The following is a 22,360-nucleotide window of genomic DNA, read 5'->3' on the forward strand; positions in this document are numbered from 1 at the left end:
GTCCCGTGCGACCGTCAGAGAAGCACTTGCCCAATAGAGATCGAGCCACCATCCAGCCCACGGACAAATAAAAAGGGCCGCCAATAACGACGGCCCTCGGTAACATGACCAGCCGTTCAGCGCTGCTGACCGCCGGAACGATTATCATCGCGGCGTTCCTGCTGGCTCTGGCCACCCTGTTGGCGGCGTTGGTCGTCCTGCTGATTTTGCTGGCCGGGGGTGCGTTCCTGCTGACCGCCTTGCTGCCCACCACCCTGCTGGTTCTGCTGGCCAGAATTCTGGCTCTGCCCACCTTACTGGTTACCCATCTGATTGTCTTGGCTCTGATTAGCCATTTGATAATCCTCTCGTGCCGAAATGGCACGCATCAAAAGCCTGCGACGTCATGCGGCTGTTCCCGGCGCGGATTTCCTACCGACCTGTGTGCCGGGCAATTGAGCGCGGAGTGGTAGTGTCCGTGGATGCGCCGCACGGGCGGAGCCTTTCAGGCCTCAAAAAGTCGCGTCCGTGCCCCCCCGTGCGTGGCTTCCATCCGCATCGGCGTGCCTCTGATCCACAGCCGATCCACGATGATGCTTTTCCACCCGGAAGGCAGGATGACAGGCCGTCGGCACCAATCCGAAGGATCGGCGTCGGAAATCTCGATCCCAGGCAGACCCAGCAGCATAGTCATCAGCATCCCGCCGATATTCGCCATGAAGGGACCGGCAGGCACTTTGGAGTCTGGATGATCCTCCCGATATTCCAGGCACTGGTGAAACCGTCCCTTGTCATAGGCGGCATAGCCTTCCTCGAACAGCTTTAGCGCCAGTGCCCGGTCCCCGCGCATCGCTGCCCAGACCGGATAGAATGCGGGCAGCATCGGCGATCCCACATAATCGGCCCAATGCGACAGAAAGAGGTCGAGCGTCGCCTTTTCCTGGTGGGACGTCGCCGGAAAGTGCATCGGGAACAGGCCGGCGAGCGGCGAGGGCGTCGCGCCCTTGGCCTCGCTGATGCGGAATTCCTCATGTGACGCGATGACGCCGTCGCTGCGGATCGGCAAATGGAGGCTGTCCGCCATATCGCGCCAGATGGCCGGAACCTCCTCGCCGATCGACAGGCCGATGCGGATGGTCCGGCGCATCAGGTCATAAGCGGTCATCAGCGTGAAGCTGTCATTGTCGGGCGGCTCGGGTACTTCGGCCGGTCCGGTCGCCCGCAAAAGCTCAAAGCCGCGCGTCGTCTTCGTCAGGCGGGATGCCAGCCAATCCGCCACGCCCGACAATATGGGCCAGCCCGTCTCGCGCAGGTAGCGCAAATCACGCACCGCCTCGGCATGGAGCGCAAAGGCGCGCGCGACATGCAGCGACACATGGGCCGCATGCGCCGCGCCCGATCCGGGGCCGGGCGTTGCTTCCTCGCCCGAACGCGGCGCCGCCTCCCACGGGAAACGCAACCCGTCTTTGTTGTCGAGCATTGCATACATGCGCGCGGCATCGACATGCCGTGCGCGAAAGCCGAGCAGGCTGCGTGCCGCCTCAGGCTGGACCAGCAACAGGGGCGGAACGCAGAAGGCGTCGATGTCCCACATCACATGCCCGAAATAATAATTGTAATTGGACCAGCTCGCGAGCCCGAACATCGACGTCGCGGCGGGCGACGACCTGTGCGCGGAGCTGTTCAGATAGAAGAAACCGGCGTCGACCAGACGTTGATGATCCGCCCTCGCACCATCGACGACTATCCGGCCCTGCCACAACTCCCGCCAGCTTTCCCGGTTGAGCTCGCGCAATCGGTCGAAGCCCAGCTCTGTACCCTTCGCCAGCCGCCGGACGGCCTCGTCCATGGGGCGATGATGGACAAGGGAAGGAACGAGGGCGGCGATCTGCTCCAGCCGCACCGTTTTTCCGCGCCTCAATTCGACCGAATATTCGGCTGTCAGCGATCCCGAGCCGTGCTTCTCCAGAAAGCAGGGCTGGTCCTTGGCTTCCGGGCACTCACTATGAAAAGCGATGCCGCAGCAACTGAACGCGCCCTCCGGCACCCAGAGCATCGCGCCTTCACCCGACGCCGCTTGTTTCCCCACCTTCCGCTCGTCCGCCCTTCCACGCGCGCCCGCTATCGCAATCCCCGCCCGCAGCCGGACCGTGCAAGCAGTATCGGCTGTCAGTTCGATGCGTTGCAACACCATCGAAGGATCACTGCGGCTGGCAAAGGTTAGCACCTCGACGCGGAGCACAACTTCGCCCACATGAAACACAAATCCGCTGACAAGCTCCCCGGCTGCGAAATCATATCGCTGTGTCACATCGCCGATCAGCCATGGCTGCTCGGTCAGCCAAGTCTCCCCGATACCCATGTCGGCGGCCAGCGGATAGGGAACCGGGACGGCAGCTTCGACCGGCTCCTCGACATGCAGGCCCACGACGCCGTTGACGATGACGGAACCGGGCAACATCGGAATCTCGCGAACGCGAAGACCCACAAGGCCGTTCGCGACATAGGCAGGAAGGTCGTCGCCGCGAAAGCCGTTAACCGGATCTGGACTGAGCGGCTCCCATCCCACGGCTCGCCTCGCTATAGTATTTACGGGCGGGAATCCCGCCGATCCTTTTCCGGATAATCCTCCGGCGTCACCGTCCCGACATTGGGCCGATTCTCGACCTCCTCCTGCCGCTGGCCACCGCCCGTCCGCGGGTCTTCCTTTTCCCGTCCCGGCAGCGTGTCACCCATCGGACCGCGCGGTGTTTCGGCATTTTCCGGCTTATGCTGTCCTTCGCGTTCACTCATCGTCATGTTCCTCTGCTGTGCCGGGCTCTGCCATCTTGCGATGCTGTTCAGCCAGGATGGAGGCAGGCGTGACGTGCGCGGCGGCGGCCTGAAGCTTGTTCTTCCAGCCCGACACGATGTGCGCCTTTCCCGCCATCAGCGCGTCCCAACCGTCCTTGGCGACCTTGGCGGGATCATCCTTTTCGTCAGATCCGACCTTGGTATCCAGCATGTCCGCCCGGTCGAAAAATTCGGTTTCGGTCGCGCCCGGCATCAGCGTTGTGATCGTAACGCCCTTGGCCTCCTCGATCTCATTGCGTAGCGCATCGGCAAAGCTGTCGATAAACGCCTTGGTCCCGTTATACACTGCCTGGAAGGAGCCGGGCATGAACCCGGCGATCGATCCAGTGATCAGCACCTTACCCTCGTCACGGGCGACCATGGGCTGCACGACTTTTTGCAGCAGGTAGAGGGTGCCAGTAATGTTGGTGTCGATCACGCGCCGCCAGTCAGCGACCTCCTGCTCCAGAAAGCCATGGCCCAGACCGCGTCCGGCATTGGCGCAGAGCAAATTCACCGTGCGTCCCTTCGCCGCCTCGATCAGTTTCTCGACGCCCTCTATGGTCGCAAGGTCGGCCTGCACCGCTTCCACCTCCACGCCGTGACGGCGAAAGTCGGTGGCGGACGCCTCGATCAGCGGTTCGTCCGCCACGACCAGCAAGTCATAGCCATTTTGCGCGGCAAGATGGGCCAGCTCGAACCCGATCCCTGTCGAGGCGCCGGTGATGATGGCGAATTTACTGGCTGCCATGGCGGCTCTCCTCCTTCGTACTGACGGCCATGCCGGGTTTCAGCACGACCTTGGTCACTTCATTCTGATGATCGTGGAACATGCGATAGCCCTCGGCCGCTTCCTCCAGCGGCAGGCGATGGCTGATGAGGAAAGTCGTATCGATCTTGTCTTCCATGATCGCATTGAGCAGGCCGGGCATATAATGCTGAACATGGGTCTGGCCGGTCTTCAATGTCAGCCCCTTCTCCATGAAGGCGCCCAGCGGAAACTTGTCGACGAAGCCGCCATAGACGGCGGGCATGGACACGCGCCCACCCTTGCGGCAGGCCAGGATAGCCTGACGGATGGAGTGGGTTCGGTCGGTGCCAAGGAAGGTCGACACCTTGATCTGGTCCCAGACATTATCGGCGAAAAAGCCGTGCGCCTCCAGCCCGACCGCGTCGATGCAGGCATCCGGCCCGATGCCGCCGGTCATCTCCATCAGCGCCTCATAGGTTTTCGTCTGCTCATAATTGATCGTCTCTGCGCCAAAACGCGCCGCGAGTTCCAGTCGCCGAGGGAAATGGTCGATGGCTATGACCCGCTCCGCTCCCATCAGGAAGGCGGACTGCACCGCGAACAGCCCGACCGGCCCGCAGCCCCAGACCGCGACGGTATCCCCAGGCTCGATCTCGGCATTCTCGGCAGCCATCCATCCCGTAGGAAGGATATCGGAAAGGAAGAGCACCTTGTCGTCTTCCACCCCATTGGGAATGACGATCGGCCCGACGTCGGAAAAGGGAACCCGGACATATTCCGCCTGCCCACCCGCATAACCGCCGGTCATGTGGCTGTAGCCGAACAGGCCCGACATCGGCTGGCCGTAGATGGTCTGGGCGATATCCTGATTGTCGGCGGGCAGGCCGTTGTCGCAGGCGGAATATTGATGCTTGCCGCAATGATAGCAGCTGCCGCAGGCGATGGTGAAAGGCACAACCACCCGCTGCCCCTTTTTCAGTGTCGATCTCGGGCCGGTCTCGATCACCTCGCCCATGAATTCATGGCCCAATATATCGCCAGCCTTCATTGTCGGAATATAGCCGTCATAAAGGTGAAGGTCGGACCCGCAGATCGCCGTGGAGGTAATGCGGATGATCGCATCGCGGGGATTGATGATCTCCGGGTCGGGCACCGTGTCGACGCGAACGTCATGCTTGCCATGCCAGGTCAGCGCCCGCATCAGACTTCCTCCTCATGTTGCGGGCGAGTCCATGCCGACGTCGCGATTTCGCCCGTTTCCATCAACTGCTTGAAGCGCCGCAAATCACGTCGCGCCTGGATTGCCGGTTCTCGCTGAAACATTTTGGCAATTGCCTTGCCGATGATCCCGGCCGGCGGATCATAGAGGATCGTAGCCGTCACCCATGTTCCACGCCCGCCCGGTGCGTCGCGGAAGTCGATCCGGCCGCTATTGGGAACGTCGGCGCCATCCTCCGAAGCCCAGGCAATCGTCTCATCGGGCCTGTCCTCGGTGATGGCAGAAATCCATTCAACCGTCTTTCCCGCAGGTGCCTTGACCATCCAGTGGGTGCGCCCCTCTGCCACCGGCACCACTGACACCACATTTTCCATGAACCGAGGCAAATTGGAGAAATCGCGCCAGAAGGCATATAGCTCCGCCCTAGGGCGATTGATGGTCACCGTTTTGCCGACCAGCGTATCTCCTTGGGGTTCGATCAGTTGGTCGCCCACCTGTTCGCTGTGATCTTCCTTGCGCGTAGCAAGGGGCGCGTCGTCGCTCGGGAGCGACGCCTTGTTGTCGGCCATGTTGAGCCTCCTGAAGTGATCAACACCCCAACCAGCGGCCGGCGACCTCGTTCCCTCTGTTCACGAAAGACTGAACACGGCCGCCTGATAGCAGAGATAAGAGATCCTGCGACGGGCTGCGGAACATGCGGGAATAGCCATCGTTGATCGACCATCAGTCAAAGGGAGAAAGCCCATGGCGCTTCACGCCCATCACCCCTCACGATCCCAAAGCCTGCTGCTCGGCGCGGGCCTTGCCGTCCTCGGTTTCGCCGGGCGAAAGTTGATGGTCCAGGCACCGACCATGCTGGCAGGCGACTGGGATAAGGCGCTTGCTGCCGAGCATAAGGCAGCTCTTGCCCTGTTCGACGGCCTTGCCGCGACTGACGATGCAGCCAGCGGCAGGCGCCGGATGATGCTGATGCAACTCAAACATGCTCTGGGCAAACACGCGCTGGAGGAAGAAAACGCGATTTACCCCGCGATGCGCGAACATGGCATGAAGGCGGAGGCTGACGCACTCAACAGCGAGCATGGCTATGTGAAGCAATATCTCTACGAACTGTCGGACCTGCTGGACGATAATCCGGCCTTCCAGCAGAAGCTGGCGACGTTCCGCGCCGACATCGAACAGCATATGAAGCAGGAGGAGCAGGAACTGTTCCCTCGCCTGCGTCAGGCGCTCGACGACAGCGCAACCGGACGCCTCACGCGGCGAATGAACCAGGAAGGGCTGAAACTCGCCTAAAAGACAGGAAATGACCTATGTCTACTCCAGACCCTGACCAGCGCACCGTCCCTACGGAGCAGACTCGCGATCCAAACATCTCCACTGAAAATCAGCCCAAGGGCTCGGCCCGGCGGCCCAGCGACACGCTCGACCGGCCGGAGACAGACAGCGGCTCGGGCGGCGGCAATCTCGCGCGCGACATCGGATCACGCGACGAAGAGAGGACAGCCAGAGGGGGCGACCCCCGAGCCGACGCGGGTAATCAACAGGATAAAGTACAGCCCGACACTGGCACGCAGTCCGACAATGAGGGCGCGCAGACATCGAAGGATTAGAGTGACCGCCTCCCAACCGTTCTATATCCCGCTATCCGGTTAGTCCGGAGCCGGTCCCAGCGCCGAGGCCAGTTCATTGCGCCAAATGTCCGCCGTGCCATCCGAAGGCGCCCGCCAGTCGCCCCGCGGCGAGAGAGCGCCGCCCGAAGAGATTTTCGGTCCGTTGGGCAGCGCGGACCGCTTGAATTGGCTGATGGCGAAAAATCGATAGAGGAAATTGTCCAGCCAGCGGCGGATGGTGGGCAGGTCATATGCTACCTTGCCACTATGAGGATAGCCCGCCGGCCAGACCCCTTGCTCAACATCGCGCCAAGCGTGCCAGGCCAGAAAGGCGACCTTCGAAGGCGGCAATCCCTGCCGTACGATATGATGCAGGAAAAAATCGTTCAGCGCGTAAGGGCCGACCCGCGCCTCCGTGCTCTGCATAGCGCCGCTGGCATCGGCCGGGACGAGCTCCGGGGAAATTTCGGTGTTCAATATCGCATCCAGAATGTCGTCGGTCGCCTCGTCGAACTGACTCGTGGTGATGCACCAGCGGATCAGGAACTGTATGAGAGTCTTGGGCACCCCGCTGTTCACGGCATAGTGGCTCATCTGGTCACCCACGCCATAGGTACACCAGCCCAGCGCCAGTTCGCTGAGATCACCAGTGCCAACGACAAAACCTCCATGCCGGTTGGCGAGCCGGAACAGATAATCGGTACGCAAGCCCGCCTGCACATTTTCGAATGTCACATCATAAACCGGCTCGCCCCGCGCGAAGGGATGATCCATGTCCGCCAACATCTGCCGCGCCGCGGGCCGGATGTCGATTTCTTCACCCGCTACCCCCAGCGCATTCATCAGCGCCCAGGCGTTACCCTTGGTCTGCTCACCAGTTGCGAAGCCCGGCATTGTATAGCCAAGGATCGTCGAGCGCGGCAGACCGAGCCGATCGCATGCCTTGGCCGCCACGATCAGCGCATGCGTGGAATCGAGGCCGCCGGACACGCCGATCACGAAATGCTTGCCCGCCGTCGAGCGGAAGCGGGTGACGAGCGCCTCCACCTGGATATTGAACGCCTCGTAGCAATCGGCATCCAGTTCGGTCAGATCGGCCGGAACGAAGGGAAAGCGCCGCCCCCCCCGCCGCAGGCCAATATCGTCGCTTTGCGGATCAAAGGAAAAGCGGAGCTTGCGAAAGCGCGTCTCCGGATGCCCGGCCGCTTCCACGCTGTCGTTGAATGTGCCGTTGCGCATTCTCTCCAGCCGCAATCGCTGAAGATCGACATCGGCATAAAGCAGTTCCGGCTCATCGCCGAAGCGGCTCGACTCTCCCAGCAACTCACCCAGTTCATGCACCATCGCCTGCCCGTCCCAGGCAAGGTCGGTCGTGCTTTCCCCTGCACCCGCCGCGGAATAGGCATAGGCGGCAATACACCGCGCCGATTGGGAAGCGGAAAGCAAATGCCGGTCGCGCGCCTTGCCGATGGTGATGTTGGATGCCGACAGGTTGCATAGCAGCAGCGCCCCGGCCATCGCACCCGAGGTCGATGGCGGCAGCGGCGCCCAAAAATCTTCGCAGATCTCAACATGGAATATGAAGTCGGGCCACCCATCGGCAGCAAAGAGCAGGTCGGTCCCGAAAGGCGCGCTATACCCCGCGACCTCTATCTCAAGTCCCGCCAGACCGGCGCCCGGCGCGAACCAGCGTTTCTCATAATATTCCCGATAATTGGGCAGGTAGCTTTTCGGCACGACGCCGATCAGCGCGCCCTTTGCAATGACGAGGGCGCAATTATAAACCCGCCCTGCGCGGCGCAGCGGCGCACCCACCAGCATCACCGGCAGATTTGCGCTCGCCTCAATCAATCTCCCGACTTCCGCTTCGACCCTGTCCAGCAGGGCGTCCTGAAGGTGAAGATCATCGATCGCATAGGACGACAAGCAAAGTTCGGGAAAGAGAACCAGATCCGCGCCCTCTGCCGCCGCTTGCAGCGCCAGTTCCCTCACCGCCTCAGCATTGGCGCCCACGTGCCCAACCGTACCTCGCGGCGTGGCGGCAGCGACCCGGACAAGACCGTGGCGATGAATGGACATGAAGGTTTCAGGAATGCTCAATGGCTTCCCCCATCATCTCCAGCGCGACCCGAAGCGATTTGATCCGCACTGGGCCGCGTCCAATGTCTCCAAAATGTTCGACACGGTGGACAGTCGCGCCATTGTGCCGGGCGGCAGCGAAATGGACGAGGCCGGCCTCATCTCCGTCCGCCCCCGCACCGGCAAAACCAGTAATGGCAAGCGCAATGTCGGCATGAGATTGCCCGATAGCCCCCTCCGCCATGGCAATAGCGACCTCACGGCTCACCGCTCCACAGGCGTCGATCTGTTCCCGCCGAATGCCCAGCAACTCGCACTTCGCCTCTTCGCTGTACACGGCAAAGCCGCGCTCGAACGCATGGCTCGCCCCCTCCACATCGGTCAGCAATGAAGCGAGCAAACCGCCCGTGCAACTTTCCGCCGTTGCAAGCCTCAGTTCCGCTTCACATGCCGCCTTCAGCACAGCGGCGGCGGCTTCCTCCACATCGTCGGGCAATATAGGGGACAGCGTTTCGGCCGACCCCGTTTGTCGATTCTGTGGCTCGCCCATGATGCGTCGCCTTATGCCTGCCTGCTTCTCGGTCATATCAAAGGAATAGGGGCTGCCCGAGTTCCGTCGCAGTCGATCACGCACGATAAAATTTCACCCGGCTCCCTCCCGATCTGTCGTTGCCGCCGAGTGAAAGGCGGACGCGGACCTACGAAGCGCGATCAGCGTTTCTTCAGCAGCCGATATGGGAGAGCAGGATGCGGGTCTTACGCGACAATGGGCTGACGATCGTCCTCATGCTGCTATTTGGCGGCAGCATAACAGGCCAATGGATCGCCGGCTGGCACGTGCAGATGGAAGATGCTCGGCGTCATGGCGAAACCATGCTTTCACTCGCGACCTATACCACAAGCCCCGAATTCCTCTCGAGCGTGTTCGAGAATTGGGAAAGCGAATTTCTCCAGATGTCCGCCTATGTCGTTCTGACGGCCTTCCTGTTCCAACGCGGTTCAGCTGAATCGAAAGACCCGGACAGTCCGCCCCGCGACAAGGATCTCGACCTTCAGGCGAGCAAGCCAGGGTCCCCGCATATCTTGCGCTGGGGACCGATATGGCGCGCCCTCTATGACCGGTCCTTGGGCCTTGCCCTCGGCATTCTCTTCATCGCTTCGTTCATCATTCACTGGACCCAGAGCGCCCGGGTCGCCGCACAGGAAGCGCTGGCGCATGGCGGCACGCCGCTCAGCACGCTTGCCTATCTGGGCGATCCGCAACTCTGGTTTGAATCCTTCCAGAACTGGCAGAGCGAATTTCTATCCACAGCCGTGCTGGTAGTGCTGTCGATATTCCTTCGGCAACGGGAATCGCCAGAATCCAAGGGGGTCGCGGCGCCGCACGGGCAGACCGGAGAATAGCTGCTTCCGACGTCAGAGAAAGCAACCCCTGCCGAATAACTGTCCGCAATCAAAAGCCGATCTCCCCCGAGGCGTTCGCGCGGAACCACAGCCACGCCGGGGCTTCACTCTCGCTTCCACCTAGGGTGAGACGATCATGACCCAGTCCCAATCCGAGCCCAAGTCCACCCATGCGATCACGCTTCTGAGCGCAGATCATCGCGAGATCGAAGAGCTTTTCGAAACATTCGAGACGGCAACGACCACAGTTGAGCAACGGCATCTTTAGGTGAAGAATGACCGGTTCGAGGATCGTCATAATGGCTCGCGAACGGCAAAAAATGGCGCTACTTTCACTTTCGGATAGGCTCGCAGGCGACCCCGTCGAGGTCGCCGTCTAATCCCACCCGATAGCCGGGCTGCCCACGGTAAACAGGTGCGGCGCCTGCTGCCCATGCCTGCCTGCAACTGGCGTAATAGGTCGATGGCTTGGGATTGACCGTCCTTGGCGGCACGACCGCTCTACCCGAATATCGAGGCGATGCGGGTTGTGGTTTGATGGGATTCGCAGCACGGTAGTCGGCAGGGCGTTCAAACTCTCCGGCCCATATGCCTCTGCGCGCGGATTGCGCCGCTTGCTCTGAGGCTGCATAGGCCGTCGTCCTCTCGGTGAGTGCAATGGCATAGCCGCCTTCCGCAAGAGACTGGCTCAAGTCGCGGCCATTGACGTGGCAGACGGCCACGATGCGGCCATACACGTCGAAATCTCTTGGTTGACAATCGAGCCGCCCACCCTCGACATAGCGCCTGAGGGCGCTTGCCGCTTCCTGACCACAGGGCCAGCTTTCGGCCCCTCGTTTGCAGGTCTGTTGGCTTTCAGGTGCGTCGATACCGTAAAGGCGGACAGTCTCGCCACCGAATCTCAACGTGTCTCCATCAATGACGATTGGGATGCCAAGCATGACCTGCGCATGTGTGATGGAAAATGAGAGCGAAAAAGCCACCGATGAGGCGGCGGCAAACACTGCAAAATGAAATTTCAATGCCGCCCCCCTGCGTCATCATGGGTGTGGCCTCAGATTATATAATAGCGGCTTCTGGAATGAAATAAGCGCTTGGTGAATCGGGCGAGGTCCGCTCCAATCTGGTCGGCGAAGTCCACTCCCATGTTACGAGCGAAAGTAGAAAGTTGCCCGGGCGCAATGTCGTGCATCGCCGCGCGGGCTATTAGCAAACCCAGCATTTGCCGCGATAGCAGTTGATCGTGGGCATCGCGCTGGACTGTTTTTACCGAGGACGGGACGCTGCCGCTGCACATGTCGGCAAATTCTCTGGCGGCCTCGCGCCGCACAGCTTGCCAAAGAGGACTGTCGGGCCAGCGCGAGCGATTGGAGTCTGAACTTGGCTCAACGTGCCGCACCGCGTTCAGCATCGCGCCTATCATGTCGCCAAATACGCAACCAAGGTCGTGCCAGGTAGAGATCTGCCAGTCCGTAAGGTGGCGCTTATGGTCGCAAGACGGTGACGACCGACAGTGGGCGGATCGAGATCGAAGTGCCGCGCGATCGGGCGGGCAGTTTCGATCCTCAGTTGATCGCCAAGAACCAGCGTCGCTTCCCCGGCTTCGATGACAAGATCATCTCGATGTACGCGCGTGGCATGAGCACGCGGGAGATCACCGGGCATCTGCGCGATTTGTATGGGATCGACGCCTCGCCTGATCTGATCAGCACGATCACCGACGCGGTGCTGGAAGAAGTGGCGGCCTGGCAGCAACGCCCGCTGGACCCGGCCTATCCGCTGGTCTTCTTCGATGCGATCCGGGTCAAGATCCGCGACGAGGGGATGGTCCGCAACAAGGCGATCCATATTGCCCTGGGCGTCATGGCCGACGGCACCAAGGTCGTCCTGGGGTTGTGGCTGGAGCAGAATGAAGGCGCCAAGTTCTGGCTTCGCGTCATGAACGAACTGCGCAACCGCGGCGTCGAGGATATCATGCTGGCGGTCGTCGATGGCCTCAAGGGCTTCCCCGACGCCATCACCGCCGTCTTCCCCGAAGCGATGGTCCAGACTTGCATAGTTCATCTGCTGCGCAACTCGATGGATTTCGTGGCGTGGAGGCACCTTCCCGATAGCGGCTTCGCCGTCGCCCTGAAAATCGTAGGTGGTATACCGCCGGACTCCCGAAACCACCTGGTTCCTACAGGTTGTGAGACGCCAGCCTCGATAGCAGCAGCCTCGCTACTCAGTCCTCTCGCGATATGAAACCAGAACGACTGACGTTCATCACGCGCCGCAGCACTAGGGCGGCCAGGGGACCGTAACGGCGGTCGCCCAAATCGATCTGCACCTTGCCTTCTATTGTTGATGGCGGAGTAAAATGCCCCGGAACGGGCAAAGTAAAATTCCCCACTTCTTCTGATTGGCCCTTGTCCGGGGCGAGCCCCGGACAAGGGCCAAAACCAAAAATATCGGGCATGATCCTCCTGACGGGAGGCGCGCTACGATGAAGAAGCTTGGAGATCTGATAATGATCCTGGATTTACATCGCCAAGATCTGAAGGTGGCCGTTATCGCCCGCCAGGTCGGGATCGACCGCAAGACCGTCCGTAAATATATAGCGCAAGGCATCGAAGTGCCGACGTATGGACCCAGGCAGCCACGCGAGCGCTTGCTTGACCCTTGGATGGACTATCTGAGGTCCAGCCTTGATGCCTATCCGGGTTTGAGCGCGCGGCGCCTTTTGCGCGAGATTTGCGAGCGTGGTTACACCGGCGGCTACAGCACCTTACGCGATACGGTGCGCGCATTGCGACCGGCAGGCGGCGGCAGCCCCTTCGCCGTGCGCTTCGAGACGCCACCCGGGCAACAGGCACAGGTCGATTTTGCTCAGTTCCGGGCGCGATTTACCAGCGCGCCGGACAGCGTCCAGATCGTGTGGTTGTTCTCGCTGGTGCTGGGCTTCTCCCGGCTGATCTGGGGGCGCCTCGCCCAGCGTCAAACGATGCAGACCGTATTGGCGTGCCACAGAGCAGCGTTCGAGGCGGTGAAAGCCCGTCACCGCCACGAACTCGTCGAGAACACGGCCCTTGCTCTCCCGATCAGCCGATCAGTAGCGGTCGCCTACCGCCGCCACCAGTTCTGCGCGCATCGCCATACTCACTTTCCTCATCACTCGCTCCCAGCCAACGCTGGGAGCATTTTAGATGAGGCAACGACCCTATCATCGGGAGCAAATCAGGCGAGGCAATGCGACTTCTCATCCAGATCGCAGCGCCATAAGGTAAGTTCGGCCAGAAGCGGCTCGCACAGTTCGGCGCGCTCCTGGCAGCAATCCTTGGCGAGATACACCATCAGTGCGCGCAGCGCATCGAGGTTGGCGCGCTGGATTTGTTGGCGGCCACGTTTCTCGGACATTACCAGTCCTGCCTTCACCATCACGGCGAGGTGCGTGGAGAATGTGCTCTGGGTCAACCCGTAAGCCTCGACCAGTTCGCCAGTCGACAGGCCCTCAGGTCCATGGCGGATCGGATCAGGGCGAGTCAGGACGAAGGCGGGGCATCGCTATCTGCGCCAGATGCTAATCGCCGGCGCCGTGTCGGTCATTCGCTTTCCTGAGCGTCATAAGTCAAAGCGGTTCTGGCTTGTGCGGTTGCTTGCGCGCAAGAAGTTCAAGGTAGCCGCCGTGGCGCTCGCCAACAAGCATGCCCTTATGACCTGGGGGATGATGACCAACGGCGAACGGTATCACGAACCCCAGGTTGCATGGAATGTAGCGCTCATCGTCTACGATGTTGGGAATGGCGGACAGGAGCTGATGCATAAAGTCGGTTGAAACCGCCGGATCGGGAAAACCCATGTTTCGACCCAGCACCTCGAGGGCGCGACAATGGTCGGGTTCCCGAGCCGCGCTAATGGCATTATGACCAGCGGCCCCATGTGGCCCACGAATAGGTCGGACACATGGCCGCACCAACCGCAAATCTCAATATGCCACTTGCCAATGGAGAGCCGTCCACACAGGGGGCGACGCCGGAACGGGCCATGACCTGCTTATCAGGGCGTTTCCCATGCTCCATCGAGCAGCTGAAAGCTGCCGCCATTCACGGAGCGGCCGGAGATGGCGCCCGTTTGGATATGCTTGTGAATGAAAAACACCAAGGCGCTGGGATCCCGATCCGCGTCGGTTCGACCCCATCTATTCCTCGCACTTGATTTCAGATCGCTGTCTGCGCTGATCCAGGGTTACGCTTGACTCCCGATTTGCAGAGCTTTGGCCGGAAGCGCTGTCTCTTATGATATAGGCCACGTCTGTGAGGCCCAAGGGCGGCTTGCGATCGAACTGTTTCGAAGATACCGGTCCCCGGATACCATATGTCTCACCTCGCAAGCCGGGAAATCAGGGATAGAGCCGGTTGTTCGTTCGCATCTTCTGCACCTTAATCATGGCAGCAATGGCCGTGGATGCCCAAGCAAGGACTGGCGCGATCGATGTTCCGTCCCAAAGGCTGGGCTCCGCGATCGCGGAACTGGCCAGGCAGGCAGAGGTCGAGATATTGTTGAATGCTCCCGGACTGGAGAGAAGGCAAACAAGGCCTGTCCATGGAGACATGGTGGCCGAGAGCGCGCTGCGGCACATGACCCGAGGGCTGGGCGTCAGCATTCGTCGCGTAGGCAGGAGCCTGTTCATCGTAGAGCCGTCCGTATCCCGGTCGGCGATCGCGGAAGTGCCCGGGCCGGGAAGCGATCCGGACATTCTGGTAACGGCGCGGCGGCGGCTGGAAAAAGGGGGAGATGTGCCGCTGATGGTGGCGCACGATGGTCCCGATATGCTCAGCCGACAGGCGGTCCGGACGCTGGCCGACCTAGCGCGGGTTACGCCGGGATTCGTTGCGACGGGTCAGACGTCCAGCGCAATGCCGCTGCTGGTCATGCGCGGGCAGCGGCGGTCGATCAACGACGAAAACCGCTTGCCTTTGGTGGTCTATCAGGAAGAGGTGCCATTGCCGAACCAGGCGGCTCTTTCTCCGCTGTACGACATGGCCTCCATCGAGATATTGCGGGGGCCGCAGGGTACCTTGTTCGGGCGCAGCACGACCAGCGGCGCGATCCTGCTCCATTCCGCCCGGCCGGGCGACGACATGCCATCCTATGTCGAGACGGATGTGGGCAATTACGGCATGAACCGGATCGAAGGCGCAATCGAGCTGCCCGCAAGGGGGCCGTGGTCGCTGCGGGTTGCGGGGCAGCGGACGCGCAGGGATGGATTCATCCATATGGCATCGGGCGGCAGAGCGGATGATGCGCATAGTGATGCCGCGCGTGCGGTACTCCGTTTCGCACCGGAAGGACGGTTCAGATCGCTGCTGACCTTCGATATGCTCAATGCCGACGAGCGTGGATCGGCTCAGATACTGACCGGCGTTTATGGCGGAGGGACGGCCCGGACGATCGAAAATGCGCCCTATTTCGATTGCGGTCAGGGGGCATGCGATGTCGATGCCTTGCTGGAGCGGCAGCGGGAGCTGGGAAGGAGGACGTCCCAATCGGGGCTTTCGCCACTTTTCAGGCGCCGCTTCCGTGCCGTGACGAACATCAGCGAATATGGCGATGACGATCTGCTGTTGCGTAACATCGCTGGCTGGCGATCGACCCGGATCGTCAACGCGCTGGATGGCGATGCAACGCCGCTGGCGATCAACGATCTGAGCGGTCGTGCCAATCTGCGGCAGCTGACCGAAGAATTCCAGGTGCAGGGCAAGCTGGGTGGGACGCGTTACATTGCGGGAGTCTTCTTCCTCCAAAGCGTGCCGGTAGGGACGATGTTGCAAAGGAGCGCGCAATTCATTCGTCCGGGAAAACCCGTCAACAACATTGCCAATTATCAGACCTTTCGAAGTGCCGCCCTTTTTGGTCAGGTGACGCTCCCCCTGGCGCCCACGCTGACGGCGGATCTGGGATTGCGCTATACCGTAGAGAAGGTGCGGGGCTGTTCCTTGCGGAGCGCAGACGCAGAACCGCTGTCGCGGACCGATTGCATCGACACGGGGGGATCGCTCAGCGCCTTTCGATCGGGAAGGGTGACCTGGACGGCGGCCCTTACTCGGCGGCGGGGCGAAAGCAGCCTGTATCTGACAAGCCGGCGTGCGTTCCGATCGGGCGGCTATAATAGTCCGACGCTCGGCGGCAGGCTCGCGCCGTTCCAGCAGTTCGGGCCGGAAAGTTTCACCGACATCGAAGCGGGCGCAAAGGGACGATGGGCGGTCGGTTCGGTCCATGGTTCCTATTCCGCCGCCATCTATGCCGGCGTCTATCGCAATATCCAGCGGGCCTTGTTCCCCGATTCCGACTTCGATGGCGACGGCGATCCGGGCAATGATCCCATCTCCTTCTACGTCAATATCTCGCGCGCCCGCGTGATGGGAATGGATGGCGAACTGGCGGCCAGCGTCGGCAGTCATCTGCGCGCTACGGTCAGTTTTTCCTATGTCGATGCGCGCTATACGAAGGTCGATGCATCCGCATTGCTCGCGCCCCTTCTGGGCAGCGATCCGATTAACAACCGTTTCTCTTACACGCCCCGTTTCAGCGGGGTCGTGGATATGGTTAGGGAATTTCCCCTCCCGGACAATCTGGGTCGGCTGGAACTGGGAATCGACTATAGCCATGTCAGCACGATCCGCTTTGCCGAGCGGGCCAATGACCGCGCCGGTGTTCAGCCCACCTATGGTCTTCTGGGTGGAGCCATCGGCTGGAAACGGATAGCGGGGCGACCGCTCGACCTCGAAATCTGGGGCCGCAATCTGACGAACCGCTATTATGTCAGCGCCGGTGGGACGCTCAATCCCATATTTACGGCCGCCACGATCATTCCGGGGGCACCGCGTACCCTTGGCGTGCGGATGCGCTATGCCTTCGAATAGGCGCGCTTAGGGTTTCACCAGTTCCGCGCCCGTGGCGCTTTCGTTGACCACGCGGGCGATGCCGCTTGTCTCCAGACTTTGCAGGAAGCCGCGTGTGACACCGACACGGAAACTGCCAGTGATCGGCCGGCGGCCGAGCGTAGCGCTGGCGACGGCGATCTCCTGCGGGCTGTAGCGGTTGATCTCCGCAACCGCTTCGGCGAGCGGGGTGCGGTCGAAGACGATCATGCCCTGCCGCCAGCCAAGTTGCTGGCCGACATTCACCTGCGCGATACTGTAACGACCATTTCGCCAGGTCAATTGCGTGTCCGGCGAAAGCAGCGCCGACTGGGCCGGTTTGCCGCCGGCTGCAGGCATGTCGACACGCACACGGCCATGCGCCAGTGTCACGCGCACGCCTTCGTCGCCCAGTTCGCGGACAGCAAAGGCCGTGCCGAGCGCCGTCACCGTCACGCCTTCTGCTTCGACCACGAAGGGCTTGCGGGGATTTCTCGCAACCTCGAAGAACGCCTCGCCCTGCTTCATCCGCGTGCTGCGCCGCGTGTCGCTTTCGCTGACCGACAGGGTCGATCCGGTGTTGATCGTGATCGTCGATCCATCGGACATCCGGAAGGATGCCTGCTGGCCGACGCCGGTGGAAAATGTGCGCGCCTCGACCTGAGCAAGTTTGGCGAGCCTGCCCTGATGCTGCTTCCAGGCGATGCCGCCAAGCATCAGGATGCCGATCGCAGCCGCTGCGGCAACCGGGCGACGCCAGTTGCGGCGCGCACGGCGGTTGGCCAGCGCCCGTTCGCGAATGGCGAGGATCCTGGCATCGGCGCGCACCTTGCCGGCCTCTTCCCATTCCTGCTCCACCCGCGCCCAAGCCCTACGATGCGCTTCGTCGCGCGCATGCCAATGCTCGAAGGCCAGATAGTCCTCCGCCGCTGCATTGGGAGAGCGGAAATGGCTGAAATAAGCGGCTGCGGTCGCTTCGGGAGAATCGATCTGTTCCAGCGCGCGGGCGTCGAAGGCCTTGCTCATGGCAAGTCCCTCGCCGCCAGGAAGCGTACGGCTTTCATCAGATGCCGTCCGACTGCGCTCGTCGAAATGCCCAGATGCTCGCCGACGGCGTCATAGGACATTTCCTCGAATCGATGGAGGACGAAGGCATCGCGGGTCAGCTCCGGCATCGCCTCCAGCGCTTCCACCAGTCGGTCGACATCCTCGCGTCCGCGCAACACGCGCTCGGGCGTCCGGTCCTCCACCGGGTGAAAACTTTCTGTCAGCTCGCAATGGGCGCTGCGCTCGCGGGTTCGATCGCGCCGGGCGCGGTCGGTCAGGACGCTGGCCGCTACCTGAAACAGATAGCCCTCGATATTATCGATCGCCTCGGCCTGACCGCGCACATGCATGCGCAGCAGCACGTCCTGCACCAGATCGTCGACATCGACGGCATCGGTGCGCTTGGCTATATAGCGGCGTAATGCGGGCACATAAGCCGACAGATCGCGTGAAGGCGCGACAGAGTCCGGCGATGTCCTGCGTAGCGAGAAAATGGCACTTTGCTCCGGTCGATCGGTGCCGCCCCTTTAGCCGAGCGGGGGGAAGAGCGTCATCTGAAATATTTTTGTCATGTCCCCGAATGATCGGCGCGCGGTTGCGTCTTGCGATCATCGGCCCTCCCGAAAAACCGAACAGGGGGCCGAGCCACGATAAGGGGAATCAGACTTATGGCCTATCGCACAGCATCCGTATTGCTGCTCGCCAGTTCACTCGTCGCGATCGCAGCGCCGGGCGCCCATGCCCAGACCGCGCCGCAGGTCAGCGACGATCCGGGTGGGCAGATTACCGTCACGGCACGTCGCCGCGAGGAAAGCGCGCAGACCGTTCCGGTTTCCGTCACCGCCTTCAATGAAGAGATGTTGCGCGAAAAGGCCGTGGTCAGCACCCAGGACCTGACCTACACGACGCCGGGCCTCAACGTCGCGCCGCAAACCTCGCGCGATACCCCCAGCATCGTGATCCGCGGCCAGCGCCGCGCCACGGCAGGTGCGGCCGCGCCGTCGGTCGTCACCTATTTCGCCGACGTGCCGCTGCCCAATGAAGGCAGTATCGTGCCGACCTTCGACGTCGGATCGATCCAAGTGCTCAAAGGGCCGCAGGGCACGCTGTTCGGCCGCAATACCACGGGCGGCGCGCTGCTCCTCTATCCGGTCGCCCCCGATTACGACTTTGGCGGCTATGGGCAGTTGACGCTCGGCTCCTATAATGAGCGGACTTTCGAAGGGGCAGTGAACATCCCGGTCGTTACGGACAAGGTGGCGCTGCGCCTTGCGGGGCAGGTTGCCCGTCGCGAAGGCTATACCAAGAATCACGGCGTTGGCGGCGATCTCGACGATCGTCACAACAATGCCTTTCGTGGCTCGCTGCTGCTGGAACCGCTCGACGGCCTGAAGAATGTGACCGTGTTCGACTATTACAAGGCAAAGGAGAACGGCACCGCCACCATCCTGAACGGCGTTTACCCCAACCCGGCCGTCGCCGGCGGCGGCAACGCCCGCACGGCAGTCAATGCCCCATATCTCGATTGTGGCGTTGCAGGGTGCGACATCGACATCGCGTTGGCCGAACAGCAGGCGAATGGCGTGCGTGACGTATCGACCAGCATTGCGCCTCGCTCCAACCGGACCTTCTGGGGCGTCGCGAACACTACGACGCTGGATGTCGGCGCCGTCACCTTCAAGAATATCTTTGGCTATCGCAGCAGCAAGATCGACGCCGTTCGCGACATGGATGGCACCTATCTCCAGCTCAACGAAAGCCTGTCCAACACGGCCGTCGAGCAATATTCGAACGAGTTCCAGATCATGGGCAAGCTGTTCGCCGACAAGCTCGACTGGATCGTTGGGGCCTTCTATCTGAAGAACGATCCGACCGGAGTGAATGGCGGCGTAACCTATGCCGCGGTCATTCCGGGCCGCACCTTCACCTATAACGAGAATTACAACAGTGCGACGAGCAAGGCGCTGTTTGGCCAGATCGGCTATGCCTTCGGAGGTTTTGCCGATGGCTTGCGTTTCAACGGCGGATTTCGCTACACTTGGGACAAGTCGTCGGGCTGTTCGGTGGCCGTGCTGTCCACGCTGGACCGCATCGGTCCGGATGCCTGCCAGGAGCGCGGTGGCAAGACAGGCGCCGAAAAGTCGAAGGCGCCCACTTGGACGCTGGGCTTCGACTATAAGGTGAATGAGGATATCTTCCTCTACATCACCAATCGTCGCGGTTACCGCGCGGCCGGATTCAACCAGAGCGGCCTGTCGTCCTATTTCGACGGCTTCGAAACCTTCAAGCCAGAGAAGGTCACCGACTATGAGGCAGGGATCAAGAGCAGCTGGCAGATTGGTGACGTAAAGGGGCGCTTCAACGTCGCAGCCTACACGAGCAAATACAGCAACATCCAGCGCTCGATCTTCCCCGGTGCGAACTTCGACGGCGACAATGATCCATCGAACGATCCGGGCAACATGATCATCAATGCGGCGAAGGCGACGATCAAGGGAACCGAGTTCGACATCTCAGTGACGCCGGTCCGTGGCTTCAGCGTAACGGGTTTTGGCGCCTATACCGACGCCAAATATGATGAATACGCGGCGCCAGCGGCCTTTGTGCCGCTGCTCGGCACCAATCCCGTCAACAACAAATTTTCCTACACGCCCAAATGGACGCTGGGGGCAGGCGCCCGCTACGCGCATGAACTGGGCGATTTCGCGGAACTGGTCATCAACGCCAACTGGTTCCACAGCAGCAAGGTCTGGTATGTCGAGCGGCCACTCGACACCAACGGCATCCAGAAGGCCTATGATACGGTCAATCTGAAGTTCGACCTGAACGACATCGAGGGACGGGGCATCGACCTTGGCCTGTTTGTCCGGAATCTGTTCGACGTGACCTATGCTGCCGCCGGCGGCGTGGTGACGCCGTCCATTACGGCAACGTCGCTGGTCTATAACGAGCCGCGTGTGATCGGCGTCCAGTTGCGCATGGCGATCGGCGCACGCTGACTTGCCTGTAAGGCCTGCATGGGGCTTTCCTGATGCAGGCCATCTTTTGTTTCGAAACAATATCAAAGGGGTGTGTGGCCATGAAGACAGTTGCCTGGTCGTTGCTCAGCCTGCTTGCGGCAGGAGTTTCCGCTCCGGCGCTTGCCGGTCCACTTGCCGACAGTGATCGCATGGCGATCCTGGCGGATATCGATCTCGACACGCCCGCTCTAGAGAAGAATGCGCTTGCGATCTGGAACTATGCGGAGGTCGGCTTTCAGGAGACGAAGAGTTCCGCTTTGCTTCAGAAGGAACTGAAGGCGGCTGGCTTTGCGATCAATGCTGGCGTGGCGGGCATGCCGACCGCCTTCATCGCCAGCTTCGAGACGGGCGACGGCCCGGTCATCGGCATCCTTGCGGAGTTCGATGCATTGCCCGGTCTGCCCCAAGCGGCCGAGCCGGAGCGCAAGCCGATTGCCGGCATTGCAGGCCATGGTTGCGGCCATAATCTCTTCGGTGCGGCATCAGTGGAAGCTGCGATCGCGACCAAGAGATGGATGGTCGCGCACGGCATCAAGGGCGAACTGCGCCTTTATGGTGCGCCTGCCGAGGAAGGCGGATCGGGCAAGGTCTTCCTCGTACGCGAGGGTTTGACCAAGGATGTGTCGGCGATGCTCCACTGGCATGCCGCCGACAGCAACAGCGCCTCGCAGGGACGAGCGCTTGCCAATATCAGCGGCAAGTTCCGCTTTCACGGTGTTGCAGCCCACGCAGCCGCCGCGCCCGATCGCGGCCGCTCCGCACTGGATGGCGTGGAAGCGATGGACAATATGGTCAACATGATGCGCGAACATGTACCGCAGGACACGCGCATCCACTATGTCATCACGGACGGCGGCAAGGCGCCCAATGTCGTGCCGGATACTGCCGAGGTCTATTATTATGTCCGCCATCCGGACCAGAAGATGGTGTCTGACATCATGGAGCGCGTAAAGAAGGCGGCGGAAGGCGCTGCGCTCGGGACGGGCACCACGGTAGAGTTCAACCAGGTCGGCGGTACGTTCGACCTGCTGCCCAACGACACGCTGGGCCATATTATGTACGATAATCTGAAGAGCCTGACCCTGCCGACCCATACGGCGGAAGAACAGGCCTTCATCAGCAAGATCCAGTCGACCTTCCCCAAGGGGACGCGGATGGGCGACGGGTCGGTCGGTCCCTACACCAGCGGGCAGGTGTCGCCAGCATCGACCGACGTCGGCGATGTCAGTTATACGACGCCGACGGCGGGCATGGTCGCGGCGACCTGGGCGCCGGGCACGCCACCGCACAGTTGGCAGGCAGTGGCGGCAAGCGGTACCAGTGTCGGTCTGAAGGGCGCCGTCACGGCGGCGAAGACGATTGCACTGACTGCTGCCCAGCTGTTCCAAAGCCCCGACACTCTGGTCGAGGCGAAGGAGGAGCTGGACAAGCGCCGGGGCGCCGACTTCGTCTATCGCTCCCTGCTCGGCGACAAGGCGCCATCGATCGATTATCGCAAGTCCGCACAAAACTGATCT

Annotated in this window: 20 protein-coding genes and 2 pseudogenes; 7 read left to right on the top strand and 15 right to left on the bottom strand. The window is 61.4% G+C overall.

The genetic code is table 11. The features are described 5' to 3' along the window. Nucleotides 1-104: 104 nt before the first annotated feature. A complete protein-coding gene (locus K3M67_RS19520; RefSeq protein WP_285833074.1) occupies nt 105-452 on the top strand; it encodes a hypothetical protein in 348 nt (115 codons plus the stop codon). Between the two features lie 32 nt (nt 453-484). Here K3M67_RS19520 and K3M67_RS19525 read toward each other — a convergent pair whose 3' ends face one another. Genes K3M67_RS19525 through K3M67_RS19545 form a run of 5 tightly spaced genes read right to left on the bottom strand, consistent with a single transcriptional unit; the run spans nt 485 to nt 5,350 of the window. Further along, the gene (locus tag K3M67_RS19525) at nt 485-2,548 is read right to left on the bottom strand and encodes a glycoside hydrolase family 65 protein (RefSeq protein ID WP_285833075.1); all 2,064 of its coding nucleotides are present in this window, start codon (nt 2,546-2,548) and stop codon (nt 485-487) included. Nucleotides 2,549-2,568: 20 nt separating this feature from the next. Next, nucleotides 2,569-2,772 carry a hypothetical protein gene (locus tag K3M67_RS19530; RefSeq protein WP_285833076.1) on the bottom strand — a complete coding sequence of 68 codons (204 nt, stop codon included), beginning with the start codon at nt 2,770-2,772 and terminating at the stop codon, nt 2,569-2,571. Further along, on the bottom strand, nt 2,765-3,562 hold the full coding sequence (locus K3M67_RS19535) for an SDR family NAD(P)-dependent oxidoreductase (RefSeq protein ID WP_285833077.1): 798 nt from the start codon (nt 3,560-3,562) through the stop codon (nt 2,765-2,767). Before K3M67_RS19535 ends, K3M67_RS19530 begins: the two co-directional genes overlap by 8 nt. Next, nucleotides 3,549-4,763, bottom strand: coding sequence for a zinc-dependent alcohol dehydrogenase (locus K3M67_RS19540; RefSeq protein WP_285833078.1), 1,215 nt, complete (start codon nt 4,761-4,763; stop codon nt 3,549-3,551). The genes K3M67_RS19535 and K3M67_RS19540 overlap by 14 nt, the downstream gene beginning before the upstream one ends. After that, nucleotides 4,763-5,350, bottom strand: coding sequence for an SRPBCC family protein (locus K3M67_RS19545; RefSeq protein WP_285833079.1), 588 nt, complete (start codon nt 5,348-5,350; stop codon nt 4,763-4,765). The genes K3M67_RS19540 and K3M67_RS19545 overlap by 1 nt, the downstream gene beginning before the upstream one ends. A 175-nt stretch (nt 5,351-5,525) precedes the next feature. Here K3M67_RS19545 and K3M67_RS19550 point away from each other — a divergent pair, with 175 nt between their 5' ends. After that, nucleotides 5,526-6,077 (top strand): hemerythrin domain-containing protein, encoded by a 552-nt coding sequence (locus K3M67_RS19550; RefSeq protein WP_285833080.1) that lies wholly within the window; start codon nt 5,526-5,528, stop codon nt 6,075-6,077. A 356-nt stretch (nt 6,078-6,433) separates the two neighbouring features. Here K3M67_RS19550 and K3M67_RS19555 read toward each other — a convergent pair whose 3' ends face one another. Together K3M67_RS19555 and K3M67_RS19560 are read right to left on the bottom strand one after the other, a co-directional pair. Further along, nucleotides 6,434-8,473 carry an NAD(+) synthase gene (locus K3M67_RS19555; RefSeq protein WP_285833734.1) on the bottom strand — a complete coding sequence of 680 codons (2,040 nt, stop codon included), beginning with the start codon at nt 8,471-8,473 and terminating at the stop codon, nt 6,434-6,436. 7 nt (nt 8,474-8,480) lie between these two features. Next, nucleotides 8,481-9,023, bottom strand: a complete 543-nt coding sequence (locus tag K3M67_RS19560; protein ID WP_285833081.1) for a CinA family protein — start codon at nt 9,021-9,023, stop codon at nt 8,481-8,483. Between the two features lie 197 nt (nt 9,024-9,220). On the opposite strand from K3M67_RS19560, the gene K3M67_RS19565 reads away from it, so the two are divergent. Next, nucleotides 9,221-9,877, top strand: coding sequence for a DUF6766 family protein (locus tag K3M67_RS19565; protein WP_285833082.1), 657 nt, complete (start codon nt 9,221-9,223; stop codon nt 9,875-9,877). A 49-nt stretch (nt 9,878-9,926) separates the two neighbouring features. On the opposite strand, the gene K3M67_RS19570 is transcribed toward K3M67_RS19565, so the two are convergent. The 3 genes from K3M67_RS19570 to K3M67_RS19580 are packed head-to-tail and all read right to left on the bottom strand — an operon-like array spanning nt 9,927 to nt 11,288. Next, nucleotides 9,927-10,175: a hypothetical protein gene (locus K3M67_RS19570; RefSeq protein WP_285833083.1), complete on the bottom strand. Its 249-nt coding sequence runs from the start codon at nt 10,173-10,175 to the stop codon at nt 9,927-9,929. Between the two features lie 34 nt (nt 10,176-10,209). Next, on the bottom strand, nt 10,210-10,899 hold the full coding sequence (locus K3M67_RS19575; RefSeq protein WP_285833084.1) for a thermonuclease family protein: 690 nt from the start codon (nt 10,897-10,899) through the stop codon (nt 10,210-10,212). Nucleotides 10,900-10,931: 32 nt separating this feature from the next. Next, entirely contained in the window at nt 10,932-11,288 is a 357-nt protein-coding gene (locus K3M67_RS19580; protein WP_285833085.1) for a hypothetical protein, read from the bottom strand. Nucleotides 11,289-11,362: 74 nt separating this feature from the next. Between K3M67_RS19580 and K3M67_RS19585 the strand changes: the two are divergent. Next, a pseudogene (locus K3M67_RS19585) lies at nt 11,363-11,977 on the top strand (IS256 family transposase); the annotation flags it as partial. Nucleotides 11,978-12,101: 124 nt separating this feature from the next. Here K3M67_RS19585 and K3M67_RS19590 read toward each other — a convergent pair. The 3 genes and pseudogenes from K3M67_RS19590 to K3M67_RS19600 form a co-directional block, all read right to left on the bottom strand. After that, nucleotides 12,102-12,335: a hypothetical protein gene (locus K3M67_RS19590; protein ID WP_285833086.1), complete on the bottom strand. Its 234-nt coding sequence runs from the start codon at nt 12,333-12,335 to the stop codon at nt 12,102-12,104. A 758-nt stretch (nt 12,336-13,093) separates the two neighbouring features. Further along, nucleotides 13,094-13,384 (bottom strand): annotated as a pseudogene (locus K3M67_RS19595) (ArsR/SmtB family transcription factor); the annotation flags it as partial. A 100-nt stretch (nt 13,385-13,484) separates the two neighbouring features. Beyond that, complete coding sequence (locus K3M67_RS19600; protein WP_285833087.1) at nt 13,485-13,715, bottom strand: hypothetical protein; 231 nt, start codon at nt 13,713-13,715, stop codon at nt 13,485-13,487. 751 nt (nt 13,716-14,466) lie between these two features. On the opposite strand from K3M67_RS19600, the gene K3M67_RS19605 reads away from it, so the two are divergent. Next, nucleotides 14,467-16,779, top strand: coding sequence for a TonB-dependent receptor (locus tag K3M67_RS19605; protein ID WP_285833088.1), 2,313 nt, complete (start codon nt 14,467-14,469; stop codon nt 16,777-16,779). Between the two features lie 6 nt (nt 16,780-16,785). Here the strand turns inward: K3M67_RS19605 and K3M67_RS19610 are convergent, their stop codons facing one another. Together K3M67_RS19610 and K3M67_RS19615 are read right to left on the bottom strand one after the other, a co-directional pair. Continuing rightward, nucleotides 16,786-17,802 carry a FecR family protein gene (locus K3M67_RS19610; protein ID WP_285833089.1) on the bottom strand — a complete coding sequence of 339 codons (1,017 nt, stop codon included), beginning with the start codon at nt 17,800-17,802 and terminating at the stop codon, nt 16,786-16,788. Beyond that, entirely contained in the window at nt 17,799-18,254 is a 456-nt protein-coding gene (locus K3M67_RS19615; RefSeq protein WP_285833090.1) for an RNA polymerase sigma factor, read from the bottom strand. The genes K3M67_RS19610 and K3M67_RS19615 overlap by 4 nt, the downstream gene beginning before the upstream one ends. Nucleotides 18,255-18,491: 237 nt before the next feature. Between K3M67_RS19615 and K3M67_RS19620 the strand changes: the two genes are divergently transcribed. Then, the gene (locus K3M67_RS19620; RefSeq protein ID WP_285833091.1) at nt 18,492-20,822 is read left to right on the top strand and encodes a TonB-dependent receptor; all 2,331 of its coding nucleotides are present in this window, start codon (nt 18,492-18,494) and stop codon (nt 20,820-20,822) included. An 80-nt stretch (nt 20,823-20,902) separates the two neighbouring features. After that, entirely contained in the window at nt 20,903-22,357 is a 1,455-nt protein-coding gene (locus K3M67_RS19625) for an amidohydrolase (RefSeq protein WP_285833092.1), read from the top strand. Nucleotides 22,358-22,360 lie beyond the last annotated feature (3 nt).

It is taken from the genome of Sphingobium sp. V4 (assembly GCF_029590555.1).
Taxonomy (GTDB): Bacteria; Pseudomonadota; Alphaproteobacteria; order Sphingomonadales; family Sphingomonadaceae; genus Sphingobium.

Excerpts from the sequence above, each read along its gene's own strand:
- K3M67_RS19520 (WP_285833074.1), top strand. The coding sequence starts at position 105 with ATGACCAGCCGTTCAGCGCTGCTGACCGCCGGAACGATTATCATCGCG.
- K3M67_RS19530 (WP_285833076.1), bottom strand. The coding sequence starts at position 2,772 with ATGAGTGAACGCGAAGGACAGCATAAGCCGGAAAATGCCGAAACACCG.
- K3M67_RS19535 (WP_285833077.1), bottom strand. The coding sequence starts at position 3,562 with ATGGCAGCCAGTAAATTCGCCATCATCACCGGCGCCTCGACAGGGATC.
- K3M67_RS19540 (WP_285833078.1), bottom strand. The coding sequence starts at position 4,763 with ATGCGGGCGCTGACCTGGCATGGCAAGCATGACGTTCGCGTCGACACG.
- K3M67_RS19545 (WP_285833079.1), bottom strand. The coding sequence starts at position 5,350 with ATGGCCGACAACAAGGCGTCGCTCCCGAGCGACGACGCGCCCCTTGCT.
- K3M67_RS19550 (WP_285833080.1), top strand. The coding sequence starts at position 5,526 with ATGGCGCTTCACGCCCATCACCCCTCACGATCCCAAAGCCTGCTGCTC.
- K3M67_RS19555 (WP_285833734.1), bottom strand. The coding sequence starts at position 8,473 with ATGTCCATTCATCGCCACGGTCTTGTCCGGGTCGCTGCCGCCACGCCG.
- K3M67_RS19560 (WP_285833081.1), bottom strand. The coding sequence starts at position 9,023 with ATGGGCGAGCCACAGAATCGACAAACGGGGTCGGCCGAAACGCTGTCC.
- K3M67_RS19565 (WP_285833082.1), top strand. The coding sequence starts at position 9,221 with ATGCGGGTCTTACGCGACAATGGGCTGACGATCGTCCTCATGCTGCTA.
- K3M67_RS19570 (WP_285833083.1), bottom strand. The coding sequence starts at position 10,175 with ATGACGATCCTCGAACCGGTCATTCTTCACCTAAAGATGCCGTTGCTC.
- K3M67_RS19580 (WP_285833085.1), bottom strand. The coding sequence starts at position 11,288 with ATGCTGAACGCGGTGCGGCACGTTGAGCCAAGTTCAGACTCCAATCGC.
- K3M67_RS19590 (WP_285833086.1), bottom strand. The coding sequence starts at position 12,335 with ATGCCCGATATTTTTGGTTTTGGCCCTTGTCCGGGGCTCGCCCCGGAC.
- K3M67_RS19600 (WP_285833087.1), bottom strand. The coding sequence starts at position 13,715 with ATGGGTTTTCCCGATCCGGCGGTTTCAACCGACTTTATGCATCAGCTC.
- K3M67_RS19605 (WP_285833088.1), top strand. The coding sequence starts at position 14,467 with ATGGTGGCCGAGAGCGCGCTGCGGCACATGACCCGAGGGCTGGGCGTC.
- K3M67_RS19610 (WP_285833089.1), bottom strand. The coding sequence starts at position 17,802 with ATGAGCAAGGCCTTCGACGCCCGCGCGCTGGAACAGATCGATTCTCCC.
- K3M67_RS19620 (WP_285833091.1), top strand. The coding sequence starts at position 18,492 with ATGGCCTATCGCACAGCATCCGTATTGCTGCTCGCCAGTTCACTCGTC.
- K3M67_RS19625 (WP_285833092.1), top strand. The coding sequence starts at position 20,903 with ATGAAGACAGTTGCCTGGTCGTTGCTCAGCCTGCTTGCGGCAGGAGTT.